At 37.5% G+C, this 23,398-nt stretch carries 20 protein-coding genes; 8 read left to right on the forward strand and 12 right to left on the reverse strand.

All coding sequences use genetic code 11. The annotated features are described in order from the left end of the window. Positions 1-2: 2 nt before the first annotated feature. A complete protein-coding gene (locus tag ADIARSV_RS15940; protein WP_040300387.1) occupies positions 3-1,163 on the reverse strand; it encodes a serine hydrolase domain-containing protein in 1,161 nt (386 codons plus the stop codon). Positions 1,164-1,333: 170 nt separating this feature from the next. On the opposite strand from ADIARSV_RS15940, the gene ADIARSV_RS15945 reads away from it, so the two are divergent. Next, the gene (locus tag ADIARSV_RS15945) at positions 1,334-2,467 is read left to right on the forward strand and encodes a DEAD/DEAH box helicase (RefSeq protein WP_016196650.1); all 1,134 of its coding nucleotides are present in this window, start codon (positions 1,334-1,336) and stop codon (positions 2,465-2,467) included. Between the two features lie 96 nt (positions 2,468-2,563). On the opposite strand, the gene ADIARSV_RS15950 is transcribed toward ADIARSV_RS15945, so the two are convergent. Further along, positions 2,564-3,328: an SDR family NAD(P)-dependent oxidoreductase gene (locus ADIARSV_RS15950; protein ID WP_016196651.1), complete on the reverse strand. Its 765-nt coding sequence runs from the start codon at positions 3,326-3,328 to the stop codon at positions 2,564-2,566. A gap of 463 nt (positions 3,329-3,791) precedes the next feature. Here ADIARSV_RS15950 and ADIARSV_RS15955 point away from each other — a divergent pair, with 463 nt between their 5' ends. Beyond that, positions 3,792-4,232, forward strand: a complete 441-nt coding sequence (locus ADIARSV_RS15955) for a hypothetical protein (protein WP_083936607.1) — start codon at positions 3,792-3,794, stop codon at positions 4,230-4,232. A gap of 68 nt (positions 4,233-4,300) precedes the next feature. On the opposite strand, the gene ADIARSV_RS15960 is transcribed toward ADIARSV_RS15955, so the two are convergent. The 5 genes from ADIARSV_RS15960 to ADIARSV_RS15980 all read right to left on the reverse strand — a co-directional run bounded on the left by ADIARSV_RS15960 (position 4,301) and on the right by ADIARSV_RS15980 (position 8,642). Then, the gene (locus tag ADIARSV_RS15960) at positions 4,301-6,127 is read right to left on the reverse strand and encodes a glycoside hydrolase family 15 protein (protein ID WP_016196653.1); all 1,827 of its coding nucleotides are present in this window, start codon (positions 6,125-6,127) and stop codon (positions 4,301-4,303) included. 48 nt (positions 6,128-6,175) lie between these two features. Next, positions 6,176-6,751, reverse strand: coding sequence for a hypothetical protein (locus ADIARSV_RS15965; protein WP_016196654.1), 576 nt, complete (start codon positions 6,749-6,751; stop codon positions 6,176-6,178). A gap of 238 nt (positions 6,752-6,989) precedes the next feature. Continuing rightward, positions 6,990-7,832 carry a VOC family protein gene (locus ADIARSV_RS15970; protein WP_016196655.1) on the reverse strand — a complete coding sequence of 281 codons (843 nt, stop codon included), beginning with the start codon at positions 7,830-7,832 and terminating at the stop codon, positions 6,990-6,992. Then, entirely contained in the window at positions 7,829-8,233 is a 405-nt protein-coding gene (locus tag ADIARSV_RS15975; RefSeq protein WP_016196656.1) for a DoxX family protein, read from the reverse strand. Before ADIARSV_RS15975 ends, ADIARSV_RS15970 begins: the two co-directional genes overlap by 4 nt. Continuing rightward, positions 8,220-8,642 carry a hypothetical protein gene (locus tag ADIARSV_RS15980; RefSeq protein ID WP_040300389.1) on the reverse strand — a complete coding sequence of 141 codons (423 nt, stop codon included), beginning with the start codon at positions 8,640-8,642 and terminating at the stop codon, positions 8,220-8,222. The genes ADIARSV_RS15975 and ADIARSV_RS15980 overlap by 14 nt, the downstream gene beginning before the upstream one ends. Before the next feature lie 151 nt (positions 8,643-8,793). Between ADIARSV_RS15980 and ADIARSV_RS15985 the strand changes: the two genes are divergently transcribed. From ADIARSV_RS15985 to ADIARSV_RS16000, 3 genes are all read left to right on the forward strand, one after another. Further along, the gene (locus tag ADIARSV_RS15985) at positions 8,794-9,777 is read left to right on the forward strand and encodes a GlxA family transcriptional regulator (RefSeq protein WP_040300390.1); all 984 of its coding nucleotides are present in this window, start codon (positions 8,794-8,796) and stop codon (positions 9,775-9,777) included. A gap of 861 nt (positions 9,778-10,638) precedes the next feature. After that, positions 10,639-12,834 (forward strand): S9 family peptidase, encoded by a 2,196-nt coding sequence (locus ADIARSV_RS15995; RefSeq protein ID WP_016196660.1) that lies wholly within the window; start codon positions 10,639-10,641, stop codon positions 12,832-12,834. 191 nt (positions 12,835-13,025) lie between these two features. Beyond that, a complete protein-coding gene (locus tag ADIARSV_RS16000) occupies positions 13,026-14,684 on the forward strand; it encodes a M1 family metallopeptidase (RefSeq protein ID WP_016196661.1) in 1,659 nt (552 codons plus the stop codon). Between the two features lie 331 nt (positions 14,685-15,015). Here the strand turns inward: ADIARSV_RS16000 and ADIARSV_RS22930 are convergent, their stop codons facing one another. The 3 genes from ADIARSV_RS22930 to ADIARSV_RS16010 form a co-directional block, all read right to left on the reverse strand. After that, entirely contained in the window at positions 15,016-15,219 is a 204-nt protein-coding gene (locus tag ADIARSV_RS22930; protein ID WP_083936608.1) for a DUF4982 domain-containing protein, read from the reverse strand. Between the two features lie 10 nt (positions 15,220-15,229). Further along, positions 15,230-15,883, reverse strand: a complete 654-nt coding sequence (locus tag ADIARSV_RS16005; protein WP_016196663.1) for a hypothetical protein — start codon at positions 15,881-15,883, stop codon at positions 15,230-15,232. Positions 15,884-15,967: 84 nt separating this feature from the next. After that, positions 15,968-16,441, reverse strand: a complete 474-nt coding sequence (locus ADIARSV_RS16010; protein ID WP_040300396.1) for a DUF6702 family protein — start codon at positions 16,439-16,441, stop codon at positions 15,968-15,970. A 59-nt stretch (positions 16,442-16,500) separates the two neighbouring features. On the opposite strand from ADIARSV_RS16010, the gene ADIARSV_RS16015 reads away from it, so the two are divergent. Both ADIARSV_RS16015 and ADIARSV_RS16020 read left to right on the forward strand, forming a co-directional pair. Further along, positions 16,501-17,088, forward strand: coding sequence for a HupE/UreJ family protein (locus tag ADIARSV_RS16015; RefSeq protein ID WP_016196665.1), 588 nt, complete (start codon positions 16,501-16,503; stop codon positions 17,086-17,088). Beyond that, positions 17,085-19,409, forward strand: a complete 2,325-nt coding sequence (locus ADIARSV_RS16020) for a M1 family metallopeptidase (protein ID WP_040300398.1) — start codon at positions 17,085-17,087, stop codon at positions 19,407-19,409. The genes ADIARSV_RS16015 and ADIARSV_RS16020 overlap by 4 nt, the downstream gene beginning before the upstream one ends. 96 nt (positions 19,410-19,505) lie before the next feature. On the opposite strand, the gene ADIARSV_RS16025 is transcribed toward ADIARSV_RS16020, so the two are convergent. Both ADIARSV_RS16025 and ADIARSV_RS16030 read right to left on the reverse strand, forming a co-directional pair. Further along, positions 19,506-20,270, reverse strand: coding sequence for a PRC-barrel domain-containing protein (locus ADIARSV_RS16025; protein WP_016196667.1), 765 nt, complete (start codon positions 20,268-20,270; stop codon positions 19,506-19,508). Between the two features lie 449 nt (positions 20,271-20,719). Further along, positions 20,720-22,264: a SulP family inorganic anion transporter gene (locus ADIARSV_RS16030; RefSeq protein WP_016196668.1), complete on the reverse strand. Its 1,545-nt coding sequence runs from the start codon at positions 22,262-22,264 to the stop codon at positions 20,720-20,722. A gap of 351 nt (positions 22,265-22,615) precedes the next feature. On the opposite strand from ADIARSV_RS16030, the gene ADIARSV_RS16035 reads away from it, so the two are divergent. After that, positions 22,616-23,158: a hypothetical protein gene (locus ADIARSV_RS16035; protein ID WP_052017035.1), complete on the forward strand. Its 543-nt coding sequence runs from the start codon at positions 22,616-22,618 to the stop codon at positions 23,156-23,158. The last annotated feature ends 240 nt before the right edge of the window (positions 23,159-23,398 follow it).

Below are 23,398 nucleotides of genomic sequence, written 5' to 3' on the forward strand. Positions count from 1 at the left end.
TTTTATTTTATAAAATTGGAATACAAACAGTTTATCGTTTTTCGTAGTACCGCATTAATATCATTACCACCAGGAAGATAAGCCGGATTACTTCCATTGGTAATTACAACAATACCAAACTTCTCATTTGGCTCAAAAAACATAGCACTGGAAAGGCCATAAGCCGAACCGGTATGTCCCATCATTGCTTTACCCTGAATCAGGTCATGCGATCCACGGAGTGCCAAACCATAACCCCCTTCTCCCTCTGATACCTTAGTCTGCATCGTCAATGCGCTCTCTTTTGAAATGATCTTTACCCCATTATATTGCCCGTAGTTCATGTGCATCATCATGTATTTTGCCAGATCAGTAGCGGAAATCTTCATACCACCTGTAGGCGAAAATACGGGTGTACTGTAACCCATAGTATAGTTTTTGATTAATTCACTACGTGGTTCATAAGCCATAGGTGCTGGAGTTAATTTCCTTGACAGAGAATCATACTCATATAAAGTAGCAAATCTTGATTTATCTAAAGAATCCACACAATAGCCTCCGTAAAGTCCCAGTGGATCAAGGACATGACCTTTAATATACTGATCGAACCTTTCGCCTGAAGTTTTTTCTATCACAGCACCGATCATATTGTAGTTCAGGTTACAGTATTCGTATCCTGCTCCTGGTGCATAATCATTATAACACTTTGCAAAGTCCCTGCTTTTATCCGGATTAATACTATCCAGGTTAAAATAACCCTGACTATCGTTTATACTGGAGGTATGAGACATAACCATTTTTAAAGTAATCACGGTATTTGGGAATTTAGGATTTCTTACTTTAAAGCCTACCAGGTTGCTGAAATCATCGCTAAGCGATAGTTTACCTGCCTCAACCAGCTGCATAATAGAGGTAGCTGAAAAAGATTTTGATATAGACGCGATTCTAAAGAGTGCATTTTCTTTAAGCACCTTATTGCTTTCAATATCCTGAAAACCGAAGCAATTGGTATAGATGATCTTGTTATGTTTTACAACGACAACAGAAAGTCCCGCAACATCCAGATCTTTCATAATATCTTTAATTTCAGCCTCCGCTTTTTTCTTTTGAGAAAAGCTAGAAACCGAAATAGATAACATCAAGATCAGCGTAAAGAAAATTTTTAAGGAAGATAATTTGCCCATGTTCTAAAGATTTAAGACTGAAAGATAATAATTCTTAAATGAATTTGTGCCTGCTGTAAGATGATTATCCAAAGCAAATCACCTCCTATAGCCTGTTTAAATTTAAAAAGGCTTATACTTGGCATTGGATTAACAGCAGTATTTCGTGATATCCTCAAATAAAAGACAACATGCCATTTACTTCATTAGGTTTATCGCCCGCTTTATTAAAAGCATTGGCAGATCAGAATTATACATTACCCACTCCTATTCAACAAGCGGTTATACCCGCCATACTGAATAAAAAAGATATTTTAGGAATTGCTAAAACAGGCTCGGGGAAAACAGCTGGTTATGTATTGCCTGTTTTAATGAACCTTCAACATACCATTGAAACAAAAAACAGACATGTGAATGTTTTGGTATTGGTTCCTACCCGTGAACTGGCTGTACAGGTAAAAGATGTATTTCAGGTTTTCAGTCCATTCCTTACTCATCCCATTAAAACATTAGCTGTTTTTGGTGGCGTTTCAATAAATCCACAAATGATGGCTTTACAGGGTGTGCATATCCTGGTTGCTACTCCCGGTCGGTTATTGGAATTACTGGATTCAAAAGCAGTACACTTAACTGATATTGATACCCTGGTGCTTGACGAAGCAGATAAAATGCTGAATTTAGGTTTCAAGGAAGAGATGACAAGGATTATTGACTTGTTGCCTAAAAAGCGTCAGAATTTACTTTTTTCTGCTACGCTGACTGATGATATCAAACAGATAAATCAAATTGTATTAAACGACCCGCTTGTTATTAAGATAGATGCTGAGCAGGATACGATCGATACCATTACTCAAGTAGGCTACTTAGTACCTGATGAGAAAAAAGGTCCACTGTTACGTTATCTGATTAAAAAGCATGACATGAAACAGGTTTTGGTATTTGCAGCTTCCACTTACCAAACCGACAATATTGCGGATAAACTTCGCAAAAACGGAATAGATGCCAAAGCTATCCATAGTAAAAAAAGTCAGGGCGCAAGAACTGAAGCATTACGGGATTTTAAATCAGGAGAACTAAGAGTGTTAGTGGCAACGGATTTAATGGCTAGAGGGATTGATATCAACTTTCTACCTTACGTAATTAATTACGAATTACCCCGTTCACCGAAAGATTATATACACCGGATTGGAAGAACCGGACGTGCTGAAGCTCCCGGTGATGCTATATCTTTAGTAAGCCCTCAAGAATTACATCATTTTGGAATTATTCAAAAAAAGATGGGGAAATTGATTAACACGATTGATAGTGAAAGCCTTGGCTTTTAAGCTAACGTATTTTATATAGGGTTAGAACATAAGCGCATAAAAACTAGCACCTGCCTTCAAAAAGCGGGTGTTAGTTTTTATGTAGATATTCGAAGTCTAAATGAACACTCCTCCTGATACTTCAATTCGTTGCGCATTGACCCATTTGGCATCATCAGAACATAAAAAAGCCACTACACTTCCAATATCATCTGCCCGACCTACCCGGCCCAAGGCGGTACCACTAGCAATTAGCTTGTTCATCTCTGCATTATCACGCACCATACCACCGCCGAAATCAGTTTCAATAGCTCCCGGAGCAACTACATTCACGGCAATTCCACGTGCTCCAAGTTCCTTGGCCATATATTTAGTTAAGGTTTCAATAGCACCTTTCATCGAAGCATAAGCAGCGAATCCAGGAGTACTAAACCGGGCAAGTCCAGAAGAAAGATTGATAATACGTCCACCCTCATTCAGTAAAGGAAGCGCTTTCTGAGTTAGGAAAAATACTCCTTTAAAGTGAATGTTCATCAGGAGATCAAACTGCTCTTCAGTGGTCTCCTCGAAAGAAGCGTGGATCCCAATACCAGCATTGTTAATCAAAAAATCAAAATGATCGGCATCAAAGGAGGTTTTTAATAATTCACCAAGTGATGCAAAAAATGAATCGAAGCTTTTAATGTCTGCTGTATCTAATTGCAAAGCTTCAGCATGAACACCTGCCTGCTTAATTTCAGCTACAACGGACATTGCTTCTTCTTTTTTACTCTTATAGGTAAGGATTACATTAACCCCTTTTTTGGCAAGACTTAGGGCCATGTCTTTACCTAAACCTCTACTGCCTCCGGTAACCAGGGCAATTTTTTTATTTAATATCATATTTAATTTTCGTTTATTTAAATGATCTAATCTATACTATTTGTTGCTCTTAAGATATCAGAGTAGGGTAATATTTTCTATCAGGAGGATTTTTTTTACTAACCTTTTTATCGGGTCTAATACTTATTGATCAGATAAAATATGCAATAAGAATCCGGTAAAAGTCCCACTTAAACACGATAAAGTCGGACTCATACTGGATTCTTATTGCTCTCTTATTGCAGTCCTTAAGTGCAGTTTCACTAAAAGCTAGCCAGGAAACCACGAGTGAGTTCTAATTTTAGCAGAGTTACATCATTTAAAAAGAAGATTAATTATTTCAATGATATTAAATTAAAAAGAAAGGTCTGAGGTTAAATTTTAAATAAATTAAACTATTTAATTCTTATGAGGTTAAGTATGCAGTAATTTCAGCAAAACAGAATACAGGCTACTATTTCATCACTCCAAAAATAAATTTAAAATGAAAACATCTACCTATATACGGTTTAACTTCAATCTTCTTTTAACGACTTTTTTATTACTAAGCTTTTCTCTAAGTTCATGCTCTAAAAAAGTAAGATTTGATACTTCTCAAGTGGTTCCTGCGGCGCAGGGATATGTAAAGATAAGCCGGGATGATAATAAAAATTATGCTATTCAGATTGAGATTAAAAATCTCGCAGAGTCCACACGATTACATCCCCCAAAAGCTGCTTACGTGGTTTGGATGGAAACCACTGATAATGGAACAAAAAATCTGGGGAACTTAAAAAGTTCTAGCGGCTTTTTTACCAGCGGACTTACTGGAACTTTAGAGGCCGTAACTCCTTTTAAACCAAAAAGAGTTTTTATAACTGCTGAAGATCGTTCAAATATAAATTACCCTGGAACACAGGCTGTACTCAGTACCAAAACCTTTTAATATTTTGAGTAAGTAAAAGAGATTAAATGGTAGTTTCCGAGATAAACTCATACAAAAAACAGTGCTATTTATTGGGTTTTAACATTTTTATTGCGGCTATCGTTTAGTTGGTTATCCAGATTGTAAGCAGCACTTATCAAGCCCAGATGAGTGAATGCTTGTGGAAAGTTACCTAAATGTTCACCCTGAAAGCCCAGTTGTTCTGAATATAAACCTAAATGATTGGCATAACCCAGCATTTTTTCAAAGTACAACCGGGCCTTTTCCAGTTGACCCGCTTTTGACAAACATTCTACATACCAAAATGTGCACATGGAGAAAGTTCCTTCATGACTCACAAAGCCATCAGAGGCTGCAACTTGGGGTCTGTACCGATATACCAGTGAATCAGATACCAGTTCATTTTCAATTCGATCTAATGTAGAAAGCCATCGGGGATCTATAGGACTAATGAAGCGGACAAGTGGCATCAGTAAGGCAGAGGCATCTACAGTTTGTGCACCTGGATACTGCATAAAAGCTTTTTTATCTTCATCCCAGAAATCAGTATATATACTGTTGAAGATCAGGTCACGTTCTGCTTTCCATTTATCATTTAACGGAAATGAGCGCGTCTCTCCAATTTTTATGGCTCTATCAAATGCTACCCAGCACAATAATCTGGAATAAAGAAATTTCTTTCTACCACCTCTAACTTCCCAGATCCCTTCATCGGGCTGATCCCAGTTATCGCTTAACCAATCAATATGTTTTTCCAGATTCTTCCAAAAGTCGTAGGATATCGGTTCCCCGTATTTATTGTATAAATATACCGCATCCAAGAGTTCGCCGTATATATCCAGCTGCAACTGACCATAGGCATTATTACCTATTCGCACTGGAGATGACTTTTTATACCCTTCAAAATGATCCAGGATCTTTTCTTCGAGCTGCCTGTGACCGTCAACAGCATACATAATACCAAGTCGTTTCCCATGCTCTATATCATGGCAGAGTCTTTCAACCCATTGGATAAATGCTCCAGCTTCCTTCGTATATCCCAGGCGGATTAGACTATACATAGAAAATGAGGCATCTCTGATCCACGTAAAGCGGTAATCAAAATTGCGTTCAGCACCAATGCTTTCGGGTAAGCTGAACGTTGCTGCTGCAATTATTGAACCATGGTTATAGGAAGTAAGTAACTTAAGAACTAATGCAGAACGATTCACCATATCCTGCCATCTTCCCTGGTAAGTGGATTGTGCCATCCAACTTTTCCAGTAATTAACGGTTTCAAACAGACTCTCTGTAATAAAGGATTCAAAATCTCTATCCGGATCATGTTCCTTTTCCACATGCTCAAGCAGGAAATCGGCTTTTTGGTTAGGAGCTAAAGTGAAATCAGCAGTTACATCTAAACCGGATACGTGTAAAGGGACAGAGCTTACTAATCTTAAAACAGTTTCATTTTCTCCAGTGGAAGTAAAAATCACTTCTGTTTTTGATATCTGCTTTACGGTATGTGTGCTTTTTCCATAATTGAAACGGGGCATACATTTCATGGAGTACTTTACCTCACCTCGAATAGTAGTTAACCTTCTGATGAGTTCTTTACCGTTATAGAGCTCCTCGACGGGCATAAAGTCTGTAATTTCGGACACGCCATCAGGTGAGAGGAACCGTGTTAACAAAAGATTTGTATCAGGAAGATACAATTGTTTTGTTTTCATCTCTGTGAATATGGGTTTTAATTGGAATGAACCTCCCTTTTCCTCGTCGAGTAATGCAGCGAAAATACTGGGTGAATCGAAGTTTGGGAAACACATGAAGTCAATGGAACCATTTAACCCAATTAAAGCTACTGTATTCAGGTCACCTACTATTCCGTAATTTTCAATGGGTTGGTAGCTCATAGGTATTAATTAAATAAGATTTTGCTTCTCAATGCCTATTTACCTCATTTATTTTAAGGAGGAAGGTGGAACGGAATATTTTACATAAAGTGTTCCTAAACGGTTATTAAATCCCATTATTGGGCTGGTCATAACCAATACACTATCATTCAGATTAACCAGATTAGTTCCGTTGCTTCTGAGATCGGTAGATTTACCTATAGTAGAGAATGGCTTTCCTTCATTTTTCTTATCCGTAGAGGATACAATTACTCCTTTATCATTCACCACAACAATGCTCTGAAAGTTCTTTTCTTTGACCATTTCATTCATGTAAAGGTTAACCTGGCTGATGTTGCCTTGCATCATTTCGGTTCGGATTGCCCAAACAAATGGCTTAGCTAATAATTTAAGGTGCGCTTCATGAGATTGCACTATTTGGGTATTTGCTTGTTCAGTAAGCGTTTGCCGATCTTTTGCTGCATTTTTCTTTAAGCTGTTGATCTCTATAGTTTTCCATATAAAAATCCCGGAGAGAAGAACCAAGGCAATAACAATAGTTATTAAAATACCTTTGGCCTTAGGTGATCCAGATCTGACCTGCACTGATTTTTTGCTTTGTGAATCTTCGTTTGACTTATCCATTGCTATTTAAACACGCTGTTTATTCAAATGTTTCTCACAAAGAGATATTCTTATGACATACTAAATAGGGTAGAGTTTTCCTGAACTAATATGATTTAGTTCTCTAAAATTCCTTTCCAACAAATTTTACATTCCATAATGAGTTTTGGAGGAACCTCCTGAGGCTCATCCAAAACTCATTATCTATATTCCTTTGCTCATTTTTTATGCTGATTATAGGCGTATTATTCCATATATTCTAGGCATTTTCCAAATCGGCAATAACCAGTTTTTTCATTTGCATCAGTGCACCCATGACCCTTTGTGCACGTTCTGGTTCTTTTACTAATTCGCCTAACACTTTAGGGATAATTTGCCAGGATATTCCGTATTTGTCTGTTAGCCAACCACACATCACTTCCTTCCCACCATTAGTAGTAAGCTCATCCCAATAGGTATCAATTTCCTTTTGTGTATTGCATTCCACAACTAAAGAGATGGCATCATTAAATTCGAAACCATGATCAGCGGAACTGTCCATTGCCATTAGTATATACTGATTGATGTCAAATTGGGCGTGTTTGATATAATTTGTATTTTCACCTTCGCCTTCACTGTATTTTAAAAAACCCTGAATGGTAGAATGGGGAAAAAGTTGGGTATAATAATTAACCGCTTCCTTTGCTTTACCTGCGTGGGATGCCGTAAACATGAAAGTTGGAGTGAATTTCTGAGGTGTATCGGTTCTACTGCCAGTATATAGTTGCCAGGAGACCCCATATTTATCTTGCACCCATCCATATTTTGCACTCCAATTATAGCTATCCAGTGGCATTAGGGACTTTCCGCCTTCAATTAATTTTTTCCAGTATTGTTCGGTTTCTTCTGGGGTTTCACTGATGACCATAAACGAAATGGATGGATTGGGTGATGAAGATGGTCCATCATTCAGCAACATGAACCGTTGTCCACTCAATTGAATTTGAACTACATAGAAGGAGGTATTTAAAATTTTACCTTCACCAAAGGCGTTGATATAAAATTCGGCTGCTTCAGCAGTTTTGCCTTTAATCGTCAGGCAGGGATAGATTGAATTGTTCATAATTGATTGATTTTATTGAAAACTGTTTCAGAATGGCTCTTTTTTTGAATTTTATGGTAGTAGATATAGGATACCGCTAATATTGCCAATATAATAATTGGAAAGAATGCCATCATCCCAAATCCATCAATAACAGCATGAGATACACTTGCAAAAATGAAATCGAAGGTAAATCCGGCGTATGCCCATTCTTTTATGCGGCCTTTAAATACAGGAAGTAAAAGTATGGTAGCACCTGCTACTTTAAAACAATTTAGCAACACCCTGAAATAATCGGGATAACCTAAATGCGAAATACCACTTTTCGCTTGCTCCGAACCACCAAATATAGCGGGCATTACACCTTCAAATAAAACGATAAGGATGGTTGCTACCCAATAGATAATTTCATTTATTTTCATATTCCTTTGTTTTTACCATACAGCGGCATAGGTTCTGGTTCAGATACCATTCAATGCAGAATCCGTTTGCTGCGATCCTTTCATCGTGTATCAATGTCTGAAAAGCTGTTCCAATGGCGGGGATATCTTTCATGAAATCAGGTATATCTATATATAAATATTCGCCTTTTGAAATTGTTTTTGTTTCCAGAGAATGTTTGGCTAATTCTCCTTTTTGTACTTCTTCTGCAGCCGCTTTGTAAATGATGGATCCATCCTGATCGGGCCATGAAAGACCAAAATAGTTGCGATGGATATCATTAGGAAGCAAACGATGCAAAGTTTCATGTGCCTGCTGGACACCATCGGGGAAAGAGCTTGCTGTAATGCAATGGACTTGTATGTCCTCGGTTAATTGGGTTGTGTTCATTTCATTTGTAATTGATAAAGTAAAAATACAATGTCTACCACCCTTTTATCGAGTGTAACAACGACATTAAAGGGGTAAATTGCGACATATCCTTTTTATATTTATCTTGGTATAAGATAGCGCATTTTTTAACCAGTATAGGCATTCTACTATGATTAAAGTTTCTGTATATGTACCCGAAAGTTCGGTAATAGAATCGGTTACGCCCCCATATCGTGTATTTAATAGCGCCAATGAGTTTTTACAATCGATGGGCAAAGAGCCTTTGTTTGATGTTGAGTTTGTAGGACTGACCAGAAATGTAAAAGTGCTGGATGGTGAATATACCGTTACAGTAAAACGTTTATTGAGTGAGGTAGATGAAACTGATCTGTTTATCATTCCTGCATTATTGGGTGACATGGGTAAAGCTGTAGCATTGAACAAAGCCGCCATTCCTTACATACAAGAACTGCATAAGAAAGGAGCTGAAGTAGCATCTCTTTGTCTGGGTGCCTTTTTATTAGGCGCTACAGGTTTGTTAGATGGAAAAAAATGTTCCACACACTGGGCTTATTATAATGAGTTTAGATGTATGTATAAGAATATCGAAGTGGTTGATGGTACGATCATTACCGATGAGGGGAGTATTTATTCGAGTGGAGGTGCTAATTCAATCTGGAATTTGTTGTTATACATCCTTGAAAAATACACGAACAGGGAAATAGCCATATTGGTAGCTAAATTTTTTGCTATTGATATTGACAGGGACAGTCAAAATGCCTTTGCAATTTTCAAAGGGCAAAAGGCACATGCTGATGAAGCGATAAAAAAGGCGCAGGACTATATTGAACAAAATATTGAGGGAAGGATCAGTATTAGCGAACTGGCTGATATCGTAGTGATTAGCCGCCGGAGTTTTGAACGACGCTTTAAAATAGCTACTAACAATTCGGTATTGGAATATATACAGCGCATTAAAATTGAAGCTGCTAAAAGGAGCTTTGAAAAAAGTCGCAAGAATATTAATGAAGTTATGTATGATGTGGGTTATACGGATATAAAAGCTTTCCGGACAACCTTTAAAAAAGTAACGGGTTTGACACCTAATGAATATAGAAACAAGTATAATTTAATGCGCGTATTAGCAAATTAATCCTGTTCTCATAAAAGGGTTAGTTTTAGGATTTAATGTTTATTTAAGACTATTTAGCGAAATATTGAGAGGTAATGAAAGCTTTAAGATTTTCATTTTACCTATTTTCATGTTAATTAAACCAATGTATCAACTTGATGATAAATATTCCCATAATGGAGACTGGCAACGTTCCCATTTTCGACCTGCTATAAGGCTGCGGGAACCAACATGTATGCAAATAAAACAAAAAGAAACTGTTTTGGGGACAGCCCCTTTTTACTTGTGTAAATATGTTCTTAATATATGGTTACTAGAAAAATTCCTTTGGAACCAATCATTTATTTGAAGCTAAATCAGCGTATGTTAAAGTACCAGAAATACACTGATACTCAATTCATTAGTCAGTCCAGCACTAAAATTATGATTTGTTGTTTTTTCATAAGCTAACGCGGCGCTTTTTTGGTATTGGTATGAAATATTTGCCAGATCAGCTGATCTATCGAGTCGCTTAACTGGAAAGAATTCGATGCCCATATTTAATCCTTTTGAAAAGCATTTACTTTTTGGATCATATTCTGAATCCGTTTCCTTTATTGCGATTAATAATTCGTAAAAATTAAGATAGAGAGTTTATATCATTTTTAACCCTATCATAAAAATTGGAAGTATTCATAAACAAATGATTTAGTAACTCTAAAGATGCAAAAGGAGGATATAAATTATAAGAAACTTAAAGATTACTGTAATTTTGGCCAAATAGCAGAAAACAGGCAAACCTCTATTGCATAAAATAGCAGTTTTGTTCGTTATAATGGTTTTAACAAATTTTGAAAGCATTTAATACATAAAAAGCAAATTTTGAAATACACATACTCACAGATGCCCATCATTAAGACTTCTTATTTAACGTTATTCTTTGTTGTTTTTATTTTTTATTGTGCTAATGCGCAATTTGGTCAAAAAACTCAGTGGACAAAGGATGGATACGGCTTTTACAGTATTTCAGGAAACGAAATCGTACAAAGGGACGTAAAAGATCCTTCAAAACAGATAACAGTACTGAATAACCTGATGCTGACGCCTACAGGTAGCTCAATTCCTCTTCAGGTTCGGCGTTTTCAGTTTTCTAAAGACGAAAACAAAATCCTAATTCATACCAATACAAAAAAAGTATGGCGTTATGATACACGTGGTGATTATTGGGTATATGACCGGACAGCGAAAACACTGAAAAAGTTAGGGGATTCTCGTCCTGAATCCTCTCTTATGTTCGCTAAGTTTTCTCCCGATGGTACAAAAGCGGCTTATGTAAGCGGACATAACCTTTTTACAGAAGAGCTTAGTACAGGAACGATTAAACAGCTTACACAGGATGGAACGGATCGAATGATCAATGGTACATTTGATTGGGCCTATGAAGAAGAGTTTGGCTGCAGGGATGGATTTCGTTGGTCAGCAGACGGTGAAAAGATTGCTTACTGGAAGATAGATGCCCGTAGCATTCGAAATTACCTGATGCTGAATACGACCGATTCTACATATTCATTCACCATCCCGGTCGAATATCCAAAAGCGGGTGAAGATCCAAGTGCCTGCAGGTTGGCAGTAGTTGATGTGAATACAGGAAAATCTACACTGATGAATGTTCCCGGAGATCCTATTCAGCACTATATCCCTAGAATGGAATGGAGCTCCAATTCAAATCAGCTTATTATTCAGCAGCTAAACCGTAAACAGAATGAAAGCCGGATCTTGTTGTGCAATGCAACAGATGGTTCTTCAAAAGTGATTTATACTGAAAGAGACGCTGCATGGATTGATATTAAATCACGATGGAGTGCCGATGATCCTACTGGTTGGGAATGGATCAATAAAGGAAAAGAATTTATCTGGGTAAGTGAGAAAGATGGATGGAGACATCTTTACCGCGTAAACCTGGCAGGCAAAGAAACCCTGATCACTAAAGGTAATTTTGACGTAATCACCATTAGTCTGATAGATGAAAAAGCTGGATATGTTTATTTCATGGCTTCACCTGATAATGCAACTCAAGATTACTTATATCGGATAAGTCTTTCCGGTGGTAAAGCAACACGTATTAGTCCGGCTTCCCAATCAGGAACTCATAAGTATGATGTATCCCCTAATGGCAAAATTTCACTTCACTCCTTCAGTAATACCAGCATGAGCACTACCGCTCAGGTTGTCAGTTTGCCTGAACACCGGGAACTTTTAAGTGGAAATACGACAACAAGTACTAATCTGGCGAAAACAGAGTTTTTTAAAGTCAAAACTGTTGATGGTGTAGAAATGGATGGCTGGATGGTTAAGCCGCTTAACTTTGATCCTAAAAAGAAATATCCGGTATTGTTTTATGTGTATGGAGAACCGGCATCTCAAACAGTAACGGATCGCTTTGGTACTGGTTTGAACAGAGAATATGTAGGAGATATGGCAGCTGACGGATATATTTACATGTCCATTGAAAACCGTGGCGCTCCTGCACCTAAAGGCAGAGAATGGCGCAAATCTATTTATCGGAAAATAGGAATGCAAAATATTCGTGACCAGGCAATGGCTGCAAAAGAGATTTTGAAATGGCCTTTTGTTGATGCACAACGAATTGCAGTATGGGGATGGAGCGGAGGTGGATCTTCTACGCTGAACTTAATGTTTCAATATCCAGATATTTACCAAACCGGGATTGCTGTCGCTGCTGTAGGAAATCAGCTCATGTATGATAACATCTACCAGGAACGGTATATGGGCCTTCCTCAGGAAAACAAAGAAGACTTTATAAATGGCTCACCGATTACACATGCAAAAAACCTGAAAGGCAATCTCTTATATGTTCATGGTACGGGTGATGATAATGTGCATTACCAGAATGCAGAAATGTTAATCAATGAATTGGTTAAGAATAAAAAACAGTTTAGTTTAATGTCTTACCCCAACCGTTCTCATTCCATAAATGAAGGAGATGGAACTTCTGAGCATCTGGCAGAATTATTTACACGTTTTTTAAAGGAACACTGTCCTCCTGGTGCCCGTGCTGTTAGTATCGAACATTTGTAATTTCCATACCCTAAATCAAGCGATAATTGAGATCTTGATTTAGGGTACACATTTTGTTGTTTGAAATCAATAAAAACTAGTATATTTTTGAAATAATAAAATTCTAATTGTTAAAAGAACCCGATTAATAGAGGGTCTTGTTTGCATTTATTTAATTTCTGAGAATACGCGGTTTTTAATACCTATTTATCATGAAGTCCTTCCTTTCCTTATCGATCATATTGTTTGTAGCTGTTTCCTTTAGAGTGCATTCACAGGTAAAAGCACCCATACCTGTATTTACACGTAGTGACTCTCTTCGTGGGGAACTGACGCCATTACGAACTTGTTACGATATCAATTATTATCATCTGGATGTGAAGGTCAATATTGATGACCGTTTTATAAGCGGCTCAAATGAATTTAAATTTACGGCTACTACTGATTTTAAGCTCTTGCAGTTTGATTTGTTTGCTAATTTGAAGATTGAACGGATTATGTACAAAGGTAAAGAGCTGCCTTATACACGTGAATTTAACGCCGTATTTGTCACCTTTCCTACAGTAATCAATAAGGGCAAAAAGGATTCTTTCCGGGTATTTTATTCAGGATACCCTATTGTTGCCAAAAACGCTCCATGGGATGGCGGCTTTGTGTTCTCAAAAGATGCATCAGGGAAACCTTTCGTAGCTACAGCATGTCAGGGTGTGGGCGCCAGTATCTGGTGGCCGACTAAAGACCATCAGAGCGATGAAGTCGACAGCATGGCCATCAGCATCTCAGTCCCTAATGGATTAAAAGATGTCTCCAATGGTCGTTTGCGCGCAACTAAGAAACTAAAAGATGGATATACCCGCTATGATTGGTTTGTAGCCAACTCCATTAATAATTATGATGTGGCAATCAATATTGCCGATTATGCACATTTTAGTGATCAGTACCAGGGAGAAAAAGGAATGTTAAGCCTTGACTATTGGGTGCTTCCCGAAAATCTTACTAATGCAAAGATCCAGTTTGGAGAAAATGTAAAACCGATGCTTGAGGCATTTGAACATTGGTTTGGCCCCTATCCATTCTATGAGGATGGATATAAATTAGTAGAGGCTCCACACTTGGGAATGGAACATCAAAGTGCTGTTGCCTATGGAAATGGCTATAAAAACGGGTACAAAGGACGTGATCTTTCAGGTACAGGATGGGGATTAAAATGGGATTTTATCATTGTGCATGAAAGTGGACATGAATGGTTTGGGAACAATATTACTGCAAAGGATATTGCTGATATGTGGATCCATGAAAGTTTTACCAATTATTCTGAATCTTTGTTTGTAGAAAGTCGATATGGTAAACAAGCTGGCCTTGAGTATGTCCATGGTACCAGAGGTGGAATTGACAATGTAGAACCTATTTTAGGTACATATGGGGTAAATAATGAAGGTTCTGGTGACATGTATGAAAAAGGTGGGAACATGCTCAATATGATTAGAACGATCATTAATGACGATCAGAAGTGGCTGCAAATTCTTCGTGGTCTGAACAAAACCTTCTATCATCAAACAGTAACCTATAAACAGATAGTCGATTATATTAATAAGGAATCTGGCAAAAACCTGACAACAGTTTTTGATCAGTACCTGCAGCATGTAAATATCCCTGTTTTGGAAGTACGTTTTGAAAATGGTAAAATATTATGCCGTTGGATTGCTGATGTAAAAGGCTTTGACATGACAGTAAAAGTAAGAATTAAGGGAGGCCAATATCAGTTTATCCAACCTGGAACTACCTTTACAGCAATTGATTTACCAGGGGCAACAAAAGAAAACTTTGAAGCAGATAGCTTTAATTTTTACATAGGAATATTAATTGAATAATATTCCTATGTAAAAATGAATTCATCAATCGTTTATCTTCTTTAATTGAATAATCACCAATTCGGTAAGGGAAGTAAAACTTACATTTAACTATAATTAATATCCTAATCATTTGACTGATAGTTCTGTAAGAGCTGACTTAAGCCCTTTAGAACTAACGGTATTTTAGTGTATCTGCTTTTTCAGAAGATTGTACAATTCCAACCAACATACCACTGAATACCTTCATTTGAGGGAGATGAAATAATTCCAGACTAGTAGCTTCCCATTAGCTACTGCTTTGTAAGAACCTTCTCCTGATACTTTAAACTGAAGCATATTGGATAACGGGTTAGATTGGTCGTATTGCTTTTACTTTGTTTTCCCATGCTCTGCCATTTACAAATAGCTCTGCGGAAGGATAACTAGTATAACAATAAACAGGAGTAACTTCACCTTCCCGACCTGGAAATGTCCAGTGAGGCAAGATATGAAGCGTTTCTTTTGCCGTGTTACACTTACTGCGATATAAGACACCAAAGGAAATCCGGAACAAATCATTTCACCTATCTTGTTATAAACTTGTTAGTTGTCCTGAATTTTAAATAAGTACCATTTCCAATTTGTCCCGCTTTATGTATAATAATGGCTACGCATGTTTCTTTACCATCCATCTCAAATGAAATACCCGATTTGCTATCATAAACAGTATAGTCTTTACCGGCATCTTTATAGCCTTCTGTTTTCTGCACTTGAAATTCTTTCATGATGGTATCCAAAGTAGAAGTGGTATGAATCCCTTCTTTTGTTTTGAATAGAGGCGACGTTATCCTGATTTGAGCAACCAATGCTTTCGGATCATTCCCCATATCTCTTACCGTATAAATTGATACAGAATGTAAAGTAGAATCATGATTACTGTACCAGAGTGCAATAGACTTACCCATTGCCGCATCTCCCCCATCTGGTTTACCTAGTCGTTTGTACACCTCTTCGGCATCTTCATTAAGAGTGGTTTTTCCTGCAGATTTACCAGGAATTAAAAGCCAATCCTGATCCTTAAATTTCTTTAAGGTATCAACGGGGGATGTTTTGCTGTCAGATTGTGTTATAGCAATAGAGCCATCAGCGCTTTCTTTTGCTTTCTTATCAGAGGTACAGGCCAAGAAACTTGCACTTACTATAAATACTACTGAAGCTACTTTAATTACGTTCGTCATTTTAGATCTAATGTTTATATGAAACATCATTTGTGAATGATAGTTTACGCTAACGTTCCGACAACCAAAATAACGTCCTCCTTGCTAAAAAACAAAAGAAGCCCTATCTTCAGGGTTATCCAGTTTAGTACTTTTTCTATTTCCACCGATAATAACATGAATCATATTGATCTGCTCAGCGTGCAGCTCATAAAGCAGGTTATCTTGCACCCTTATTTTATTCACGTGCCCTACTCCTTTTACTTCCAGATAAGCCCATGCCGCATCTTCCTGAATTTCAAAACCGACGTAAGATAGGTTTAGCAATTTTCCATCTGCAACAATTTCAAGATGTTTCTTAACATAATCTCCTAAATACTGATCAACCAACTTCTTGTCAGATGTCTTATTGATATCCAGCTTTACCTTATATTGCTTGTTTAATGCGCTCTCCACATCATCAAAAAACATGCGACAGCTTACTTCTATCGATTTAGATTTATTATTATGCTTTATTTCAGTTACACTGACATAAAAGGGATGAAATAACAATAGGAATGATATAATTAATTGTAACATTTAGAATATTTTATAAAAATTTCATTGCAAATGAAATGATAAATTAATAGAATTGCAAAGTGCAGGACTTTAATTTATATTTTTCCTTCGGCTGGCAACATATATGCGACTGGAAAGGATACGATCATATCCTCTTTATAACCGCATTATGTGGGATCTATTTACTGAAAGAATGGAAAAAAGTATTGATACTCATTACTGCTTTCACCATTGGGCATTCCCTTACTCTAGCCTTAAATGTGTTAGATCTCATACATGTGAATACATCCATCATTGAATTTCTAATACCAGTTACTATAGCATTGACCTGTATGCTGTCTATCCTGAATACAAACCAGACTTCAACACTAAAAATTAATTATATAGCAGCCCTATTCTTTGGGTTAATTCATGGTCTTGGATTTTCAAGTTACCTGAAAAGTTTACTAGGAAGCAGTGATGCCGTTACGGGCCCCTTATTTTCTTTTAATCTGGGACTTGAATTAGGACAACTCTTCCTCGTTATTCTAATTCAATTACTCACCTTTTTAATAGTATCCGTTTTAGGCATATCCAGGCGAGACTGGAAATTATTTCTATCATCAGCTATATTTGGTATAGCCTTTATCATGTGTATCGAACGTTTTCAGCTAATTAATATCGAATGATTAAAATCTTATTCACAGCCCTACTTTTCATTACAGTGATGGATCTAAGCGCTCAAACAGACCGAAACCCTGGCTCCAACCATGGAAACAAGTTCGAGCAGCTGGAAACCATTCTGCCAAGCCCTAATAGCTACCGTTCAGCATCAGGTGCTCCCGGTCCCAACTATTGGCAACAAAGAGCTGATTATGAAATCAGTGCTACGCTGAATGACGAAACCCAGCGTTTGGATGGCTCTGAAACCATATCCTACTATAATAACTCCCCTGACCCCTTAACTTATTTATGGTTGCAATTGGATGAAAACCAGCACAGTAAAAATGCTGAAAGTGCAAAGTTCGATGGAAGTAAAATACAGGAAAAGATGGGAATGAAGCAACTTCAGGACATCATGGGGCATAATCTTGATCTTGGTAATCACATCGTGAGTATAAAAGATGCAACAAACAAAGCGCTGACCTATACCATCAATGAAACCATGATGCGAATTGAATTACCTGTTACACTGCTTCCTGGTCAGAAGTTCCGTTTCCACATTAACTGGTGGTACAATTTATCCAATCGCCTCACTACAGGAGGTCGAGGTGGATATGAATACTTCCCCGACGATGATAACTATCTGTATACCATCACCCAATGGTATCCCCGAATGGCGGTTTACAGTGATTTTCAGGGTTGGCAAAACAAACAATTTACAGGAAGAGGTGAATTCGCTTTAGCATTTGGTAACTTTAAAGTCAGCCTCAACGTCCCGGCCGATCATATTGTAGGAGCTACCGGAGAATGCGCAAACTACGCAGAAATACTTACCGCCGAACAATCCAAAAGATGGCAGCAGTCGCAAATTTCCAAAGAGCCAGTCGAAATAGTGACCCTTTCTGATGCTAAAAAAACAATGCAGCAACATTCCAAAAGCAAGAAAACCTGGGTGTTTCATGCTGAGAACGTAAGGGATTTTGCATTGGTATCCTCCCGCAGATTAGTATGGGACGCCATGGCTACAAATATTGAAGGTGGCAAAAAAGTGATGGCTATGTCTTATTACGGTCCCGAAGCCTATCCTCTTTACCGCCGTTACTCCACAAAGCTGGTGGCGCATACCCTTAAAAGTTATTCCAAACACACCTTCCCTTACCCATATCCTACTGCCATTTCTGTTGAAGCATCTAACGGAATGGAATATCCCATGATCTGTTTTAACTATGGCCGTGCCGAAAAAGATGGAACCTATAGTGAGGCAACTAAAAATGGGATGACCGGTGTAATCATTCATGAAGTTGGTCATAACTTTTTTCCAATGATCGTCAACTCTGATGAACGCCAATGGAGCTGGATGGATGAAGGATTAAATACTTTTTGTCAATTTATGGCCGAACAGGAATGGGATAACCATTATCCATCTCAACGGGGACCTGCACATAAGATTGTCGACTATATGAAGCTTCCCAAAAATGAACTGGAGCCTATCATGACCAACTCTGAAAACATTGTCCGTTTCGGTCCCAATGCCTATGCAAAACCAGCATCTGCATTAAATATATTGAGGGAAACAGTGATGGGAAGACAATTATTCGATTACGCCTTTAAAACCTACGCGAAACGATGGGCTTTTAAACACCCTACACCTTCTGATTTCTTTAGAACCATGGAAGATGCATCAGCAGTTGACTTAGATTGGTTTTGGCGTGGCTGGTTCTATGGCACAGATCCGGTGGATATCTCCATCGACAGCGTTAAACTTTTCCGCGTAGCCCAAAGTGCGGATACAGAAAGTCTAAACAACCGTAAAAAAGAAGAAAGGGACAGGCAGAATATTAGCAGCATCCGCAATAAAAGTGAGGGACAAAAGTTTACACTTGAATCAGACAGTTCACTTCAGGATTTTTATACCACGTATGACCGTTTTGCAAGCACACCCTCCGCAAAGCAAGCCTATGATGAGCTTTACAGTAAGTTATCACCAGAAGAGAAAAAACTGTATGATAGTAATAATTATTTATATCAGCTTTCATTCAGCAATATAGGAGGCTGCGTCATGCCAATCATCCTGGAATGGATCTATACCGATGGAACCACAGAAACAGAGAAAATCTCTGCCTATATCTGGAGAATGAATGAACAAAACGTAACAAAGGTATTTGCTAAAACTAAAGAAGTGAAATCAATACGTCTTGATCCTTACCGCGAAACAGCAGATATTGATGAAAGTAACAATAGCTGGCCACGGGAGTACCAACCCTCTCGTTTTGAACTTTTCAAACAACAAACTTTGCCAAGAGGATCAACTGAAGGTGGCAATCCTATGCAAAGAAAAGTAAATTAAATATAGCATGCATAAAAAAGTCAATCCCTATATGGAACTGCCTTTTTTATTCATATTACCGAATTACATGAACCGTACAAACCGTAATTCCCTACACTATGATTCCTCTTTAGTATAGATAGCCTTACCGTAATAATTTTGAAGATTCGCTTCATAAGATTCACTTATTTGCTCATCAGGCTGATATTCAGGACTATTCTTAACATGATCTACCGTACAGTTGACCATCACTGTTGAGGTATACCAATTTATATCTTTTACCCATTTAGGCGATATCAAAACCTTTTTCCCAGGAAACCAACTTCCCGTATCAACAACCATAAATACAAGGTTCCAGTTGCTGTCATCAAATATAAAGTCCACAACATCACCTATTTCCCCATCACTTGCCTTAATGTTATACCCCTTTACGTTAGCTGTACTACGTAAGTTCGAATCATATTCTGAGGTATCATTAACGGGAACCTCATTTTCTTTTTCTATTTCCTCTCCCATTGATATAGGGAAAGACGAAGCCATTCCCGAAAGTCCCATCCCACCCCAGTAACTTCCCCAGGTATAATGTTTATATAATTCAATTTCATGCTGACGGGATACTGGTTTTTCGGTATCAGTGGTTGGACTATTTTTTACCTGATCCATCGTTAGATTCACAAAAAATGTTTCAAGCTCCCAATTTGGTGTTATTACTGCCTCAGGTGAAATTAATACCTTTCTTCCCGAAAGCCAATTCCCTGTATCCACAATTAAATAACGGATCGTCCAGGTTTTATCGTCAAAATAAAACTCCTTAACCGTTCCTATTTCTCCATCAGTAGCACCAATGGTAAAACCTATTAAACTTTTAACGCTGCGTTTCATGTATTCTATTTATTAAATGATCTAATGCATATTGAAAATTCTGGCATCATTTAAAAAAAAGAAAAATTTAATTGCTTTAGTAGCAATAAATACTTTCCATAAACATTCAGAATCTACAATAAGTTCAAATAGATAACACAGGAAGACAAAAATGGTTCATTCAAATAAGATAAAAGCAATTATAAAATTAAAACTAAAAGCTTTTTACACACTGTAGTTGGTAAAATTCTTATTATAGCGCAGGAAATTATGATATTTTTTTTTATTTAATTAAATCGTTTCAATAGGAAAATTCAAAAAATCACAAAATGAAAAAGCGGCATGACTCAAATGATAGCCATACCGCAAAGTGGTAATAGTAATATTGTAATTATCAGAAATTTATCAAAACTTGAAAGCATTGAAAAACAAATTCAATCTTTTTAAAACCGATAATCAACGGAACAGGATTATATCATTTTGTCAGTAGCAACATGATAGGTAGGATCTTCTAGAATGCTCACCTCTATAACTTGATCTGCATTCTTAAGCAAGATTCGGCAATCATCACTCAAATGCCTTAAATGAAGCTTCTTATTTATTTTTCGATACCGCTCGGTCAGCTTGTTTAAAGCTTCAATTCCCGACATATCAGCAACCCTACTTTCTTTAAAATCGATAACCACCTCATCAGGATCGCCCAAAACATCAAATTTTTCATTAAAAGCGGTAACAGAACCAAAAAATAAGGGACCATAGATCTCATAATGCTTAATTCCACTATCATCCACATACTTTCTTGCCCTGATGCGCTTGGCACTTTCCCATGCAAAAACAAGGGAGGAAATAATCACACCTATCAATACCGCTAAGGCTAGATTATGCAATAACACGGTTATTCCAGCCACTACTACGATAACAAAAATATCATGTCTTGGCATTTTACCAACCAGCTTAAAGCTCGCCCACTCAAATGTTCCTATGGAAACCATAATCATCACACCTGTTAGAGCAGCCATAGGCATTCTTTCTATCAGAGGTGCGCCGAACATAATAAAAACCAGCAACATCACTGCCGCAACAATTCCAGATAAACGAGCTCTGGCACCAGAGGAAATATTGATCAAACTTTGACCAATCATTGCACATCCACCCATGCCGAAGAACAATCCGCTTAATATGTTCGCACTACCCTGTGCTACACATTCTTTATTGCCACTTCCACGCGTTTCGGTAATCTCATCAATCAAGTTTAGGGTAAGCAAACTCTCAATTAAACCAACCCCTGCCATGATAGCCGCATAAGGGAAAATAATTTTCAATGTTTCCAAACTATAAGGAACAGCAGGAATATGAAACGGAGGGAAACCACCACTTATAGAAGCAATATCCCCTACCGTTTTGGTGTCGATATTAAAACCAACTACGATTAAAAATACAACAACTATTGCCACCAGTGAAGCTGGCACTGCTTTGGTGAAACGGGGCAAAATAGCTATTATCGCAATAGTTAAGGCTACCAATCCCAGCATCAGGTATAGAGCCTGACCACTTAACCAAACTTGCTCCCCGTTCACTACAGTTTTAAATTGAACCAGCTGTGATAAAAATATAATGATTGCTAGACCATTTACAAAGCCAAACATCACAGGATGAGGAACCAGACGGATTAATTTTCCGAGTTTTAAAAAGCCCACTATCATTTGAATCAGCCCTGCCATTACAACAGTAGCAAATACATATTCAATCCCATGTGTTTTCGCTAATGCTACAATTACTACTGCAATTGCACCTGTAGCACCTGAAATCATTCCCGGACGGCCACCTATTATTGCAGTAACCAATCCCATCATGAATGCTGCATATAAACCAACCAAGGGAGGCAGACCTGCTATTATAGAAAAAGCGACAGCCTCTGGTATTAAAGCCAATGCAACGGTAAGTCCCGCAAGTATTTCAATTTTATAATCAATCTTCTGTTTTATGTCAAACAGGCGCAAGTATACTCTTCTCATATAGTAAATGAATTTGAAATGGTAAAAGGAAAAAACTAGTTTTGAAAAATTAACAGAACTTATGGAAAGTTCAAGGTGGTGTAACAGGACTCTTGTAAATACTTTTCTTCATTAATTGCAAAGTTAGAAATTTTTAATTTAATTTCAATCAAAGCATGTAATACAAAAAAGATCGAACCATTAAGTCCTTCGTTTTAATTGTTATTCTTTAATCCCACTTCAGCCTATTGATATCCCCATTCCCTTTTATATGATTTACAAATTTGTGTCTTTAGCAACATAAACTTTTGTAAACATAATTAATGAACATAATTAAATTATAAATCGAAATTTGTTCATCCTTTTTTCTGCATGTATTTAGTGCTTTGCAGTAATCAGGTGGCATCAGCACCATATCCTGATATTCCTGAAGTTGTTCATAAAGCAACGAATGCTATGATGGAAGCAGCACGTGTGCAATCTGATATTGCCTGGTTGAAAGCAGTTCCAATCATCGAAAAAGAAGCAAAAGAAGGCAAACCTTATGTTCCATTTGCTGGACGTCCAACCGATCTTCTTCAATCAGAAATTGTTGCATTTTTTCCAGATGCTGAAGGCGGTGGCACTTACTCTTTTGGTGGTCGCGGTGAAACTTATGTTGGCCGCAGGGATGATGCTATGGGAGGAAATCCAATAGGAAATATCATGATCGACCATGTTTCCGCAAGCTGGGGACTGGATGAAAATATGTCTATGTACCACCATATGTATAAAGACAGTACCGTTAAGGCAGAGATTAAACTGGGAACAGTTAACATCACCATTCAAAACTCGATCTGCTATGAAGCCCTTGATACCTTGGAACCATGCGTTCGTAAGTACACTGGGTGGAGAAAATTGTGCCTTCATACGTAATTTATGGGCTGATAATGCTGGATGTATTCCTTCAATCGGATGGAATGGTATTTTCAAATTTACCAATAACGTTGTATTTAACTGGGTAAACCGCTCAACAGATTACCTGCAACGAACTTTAAAATTCGTAGATTTACCTGTTGATTCATAAAAAGGAGGAATACATTAATGACATTAGTCAGGTTGGTAGATACCCGGTTTATAAGGGATCTCCTTATGTAGATGCAGATCATTTTTTAG

This window comes from Arcticibacter svalbardensis MN12-7, from assembly GCF_000403135.1.
Lineage (GTDB): Bacteria > Bacteroidota > Bacteroidia > Sphingobacteriales > Sphingobacteriaceae > Arcticibacter > Arcticibacter svalbardensis.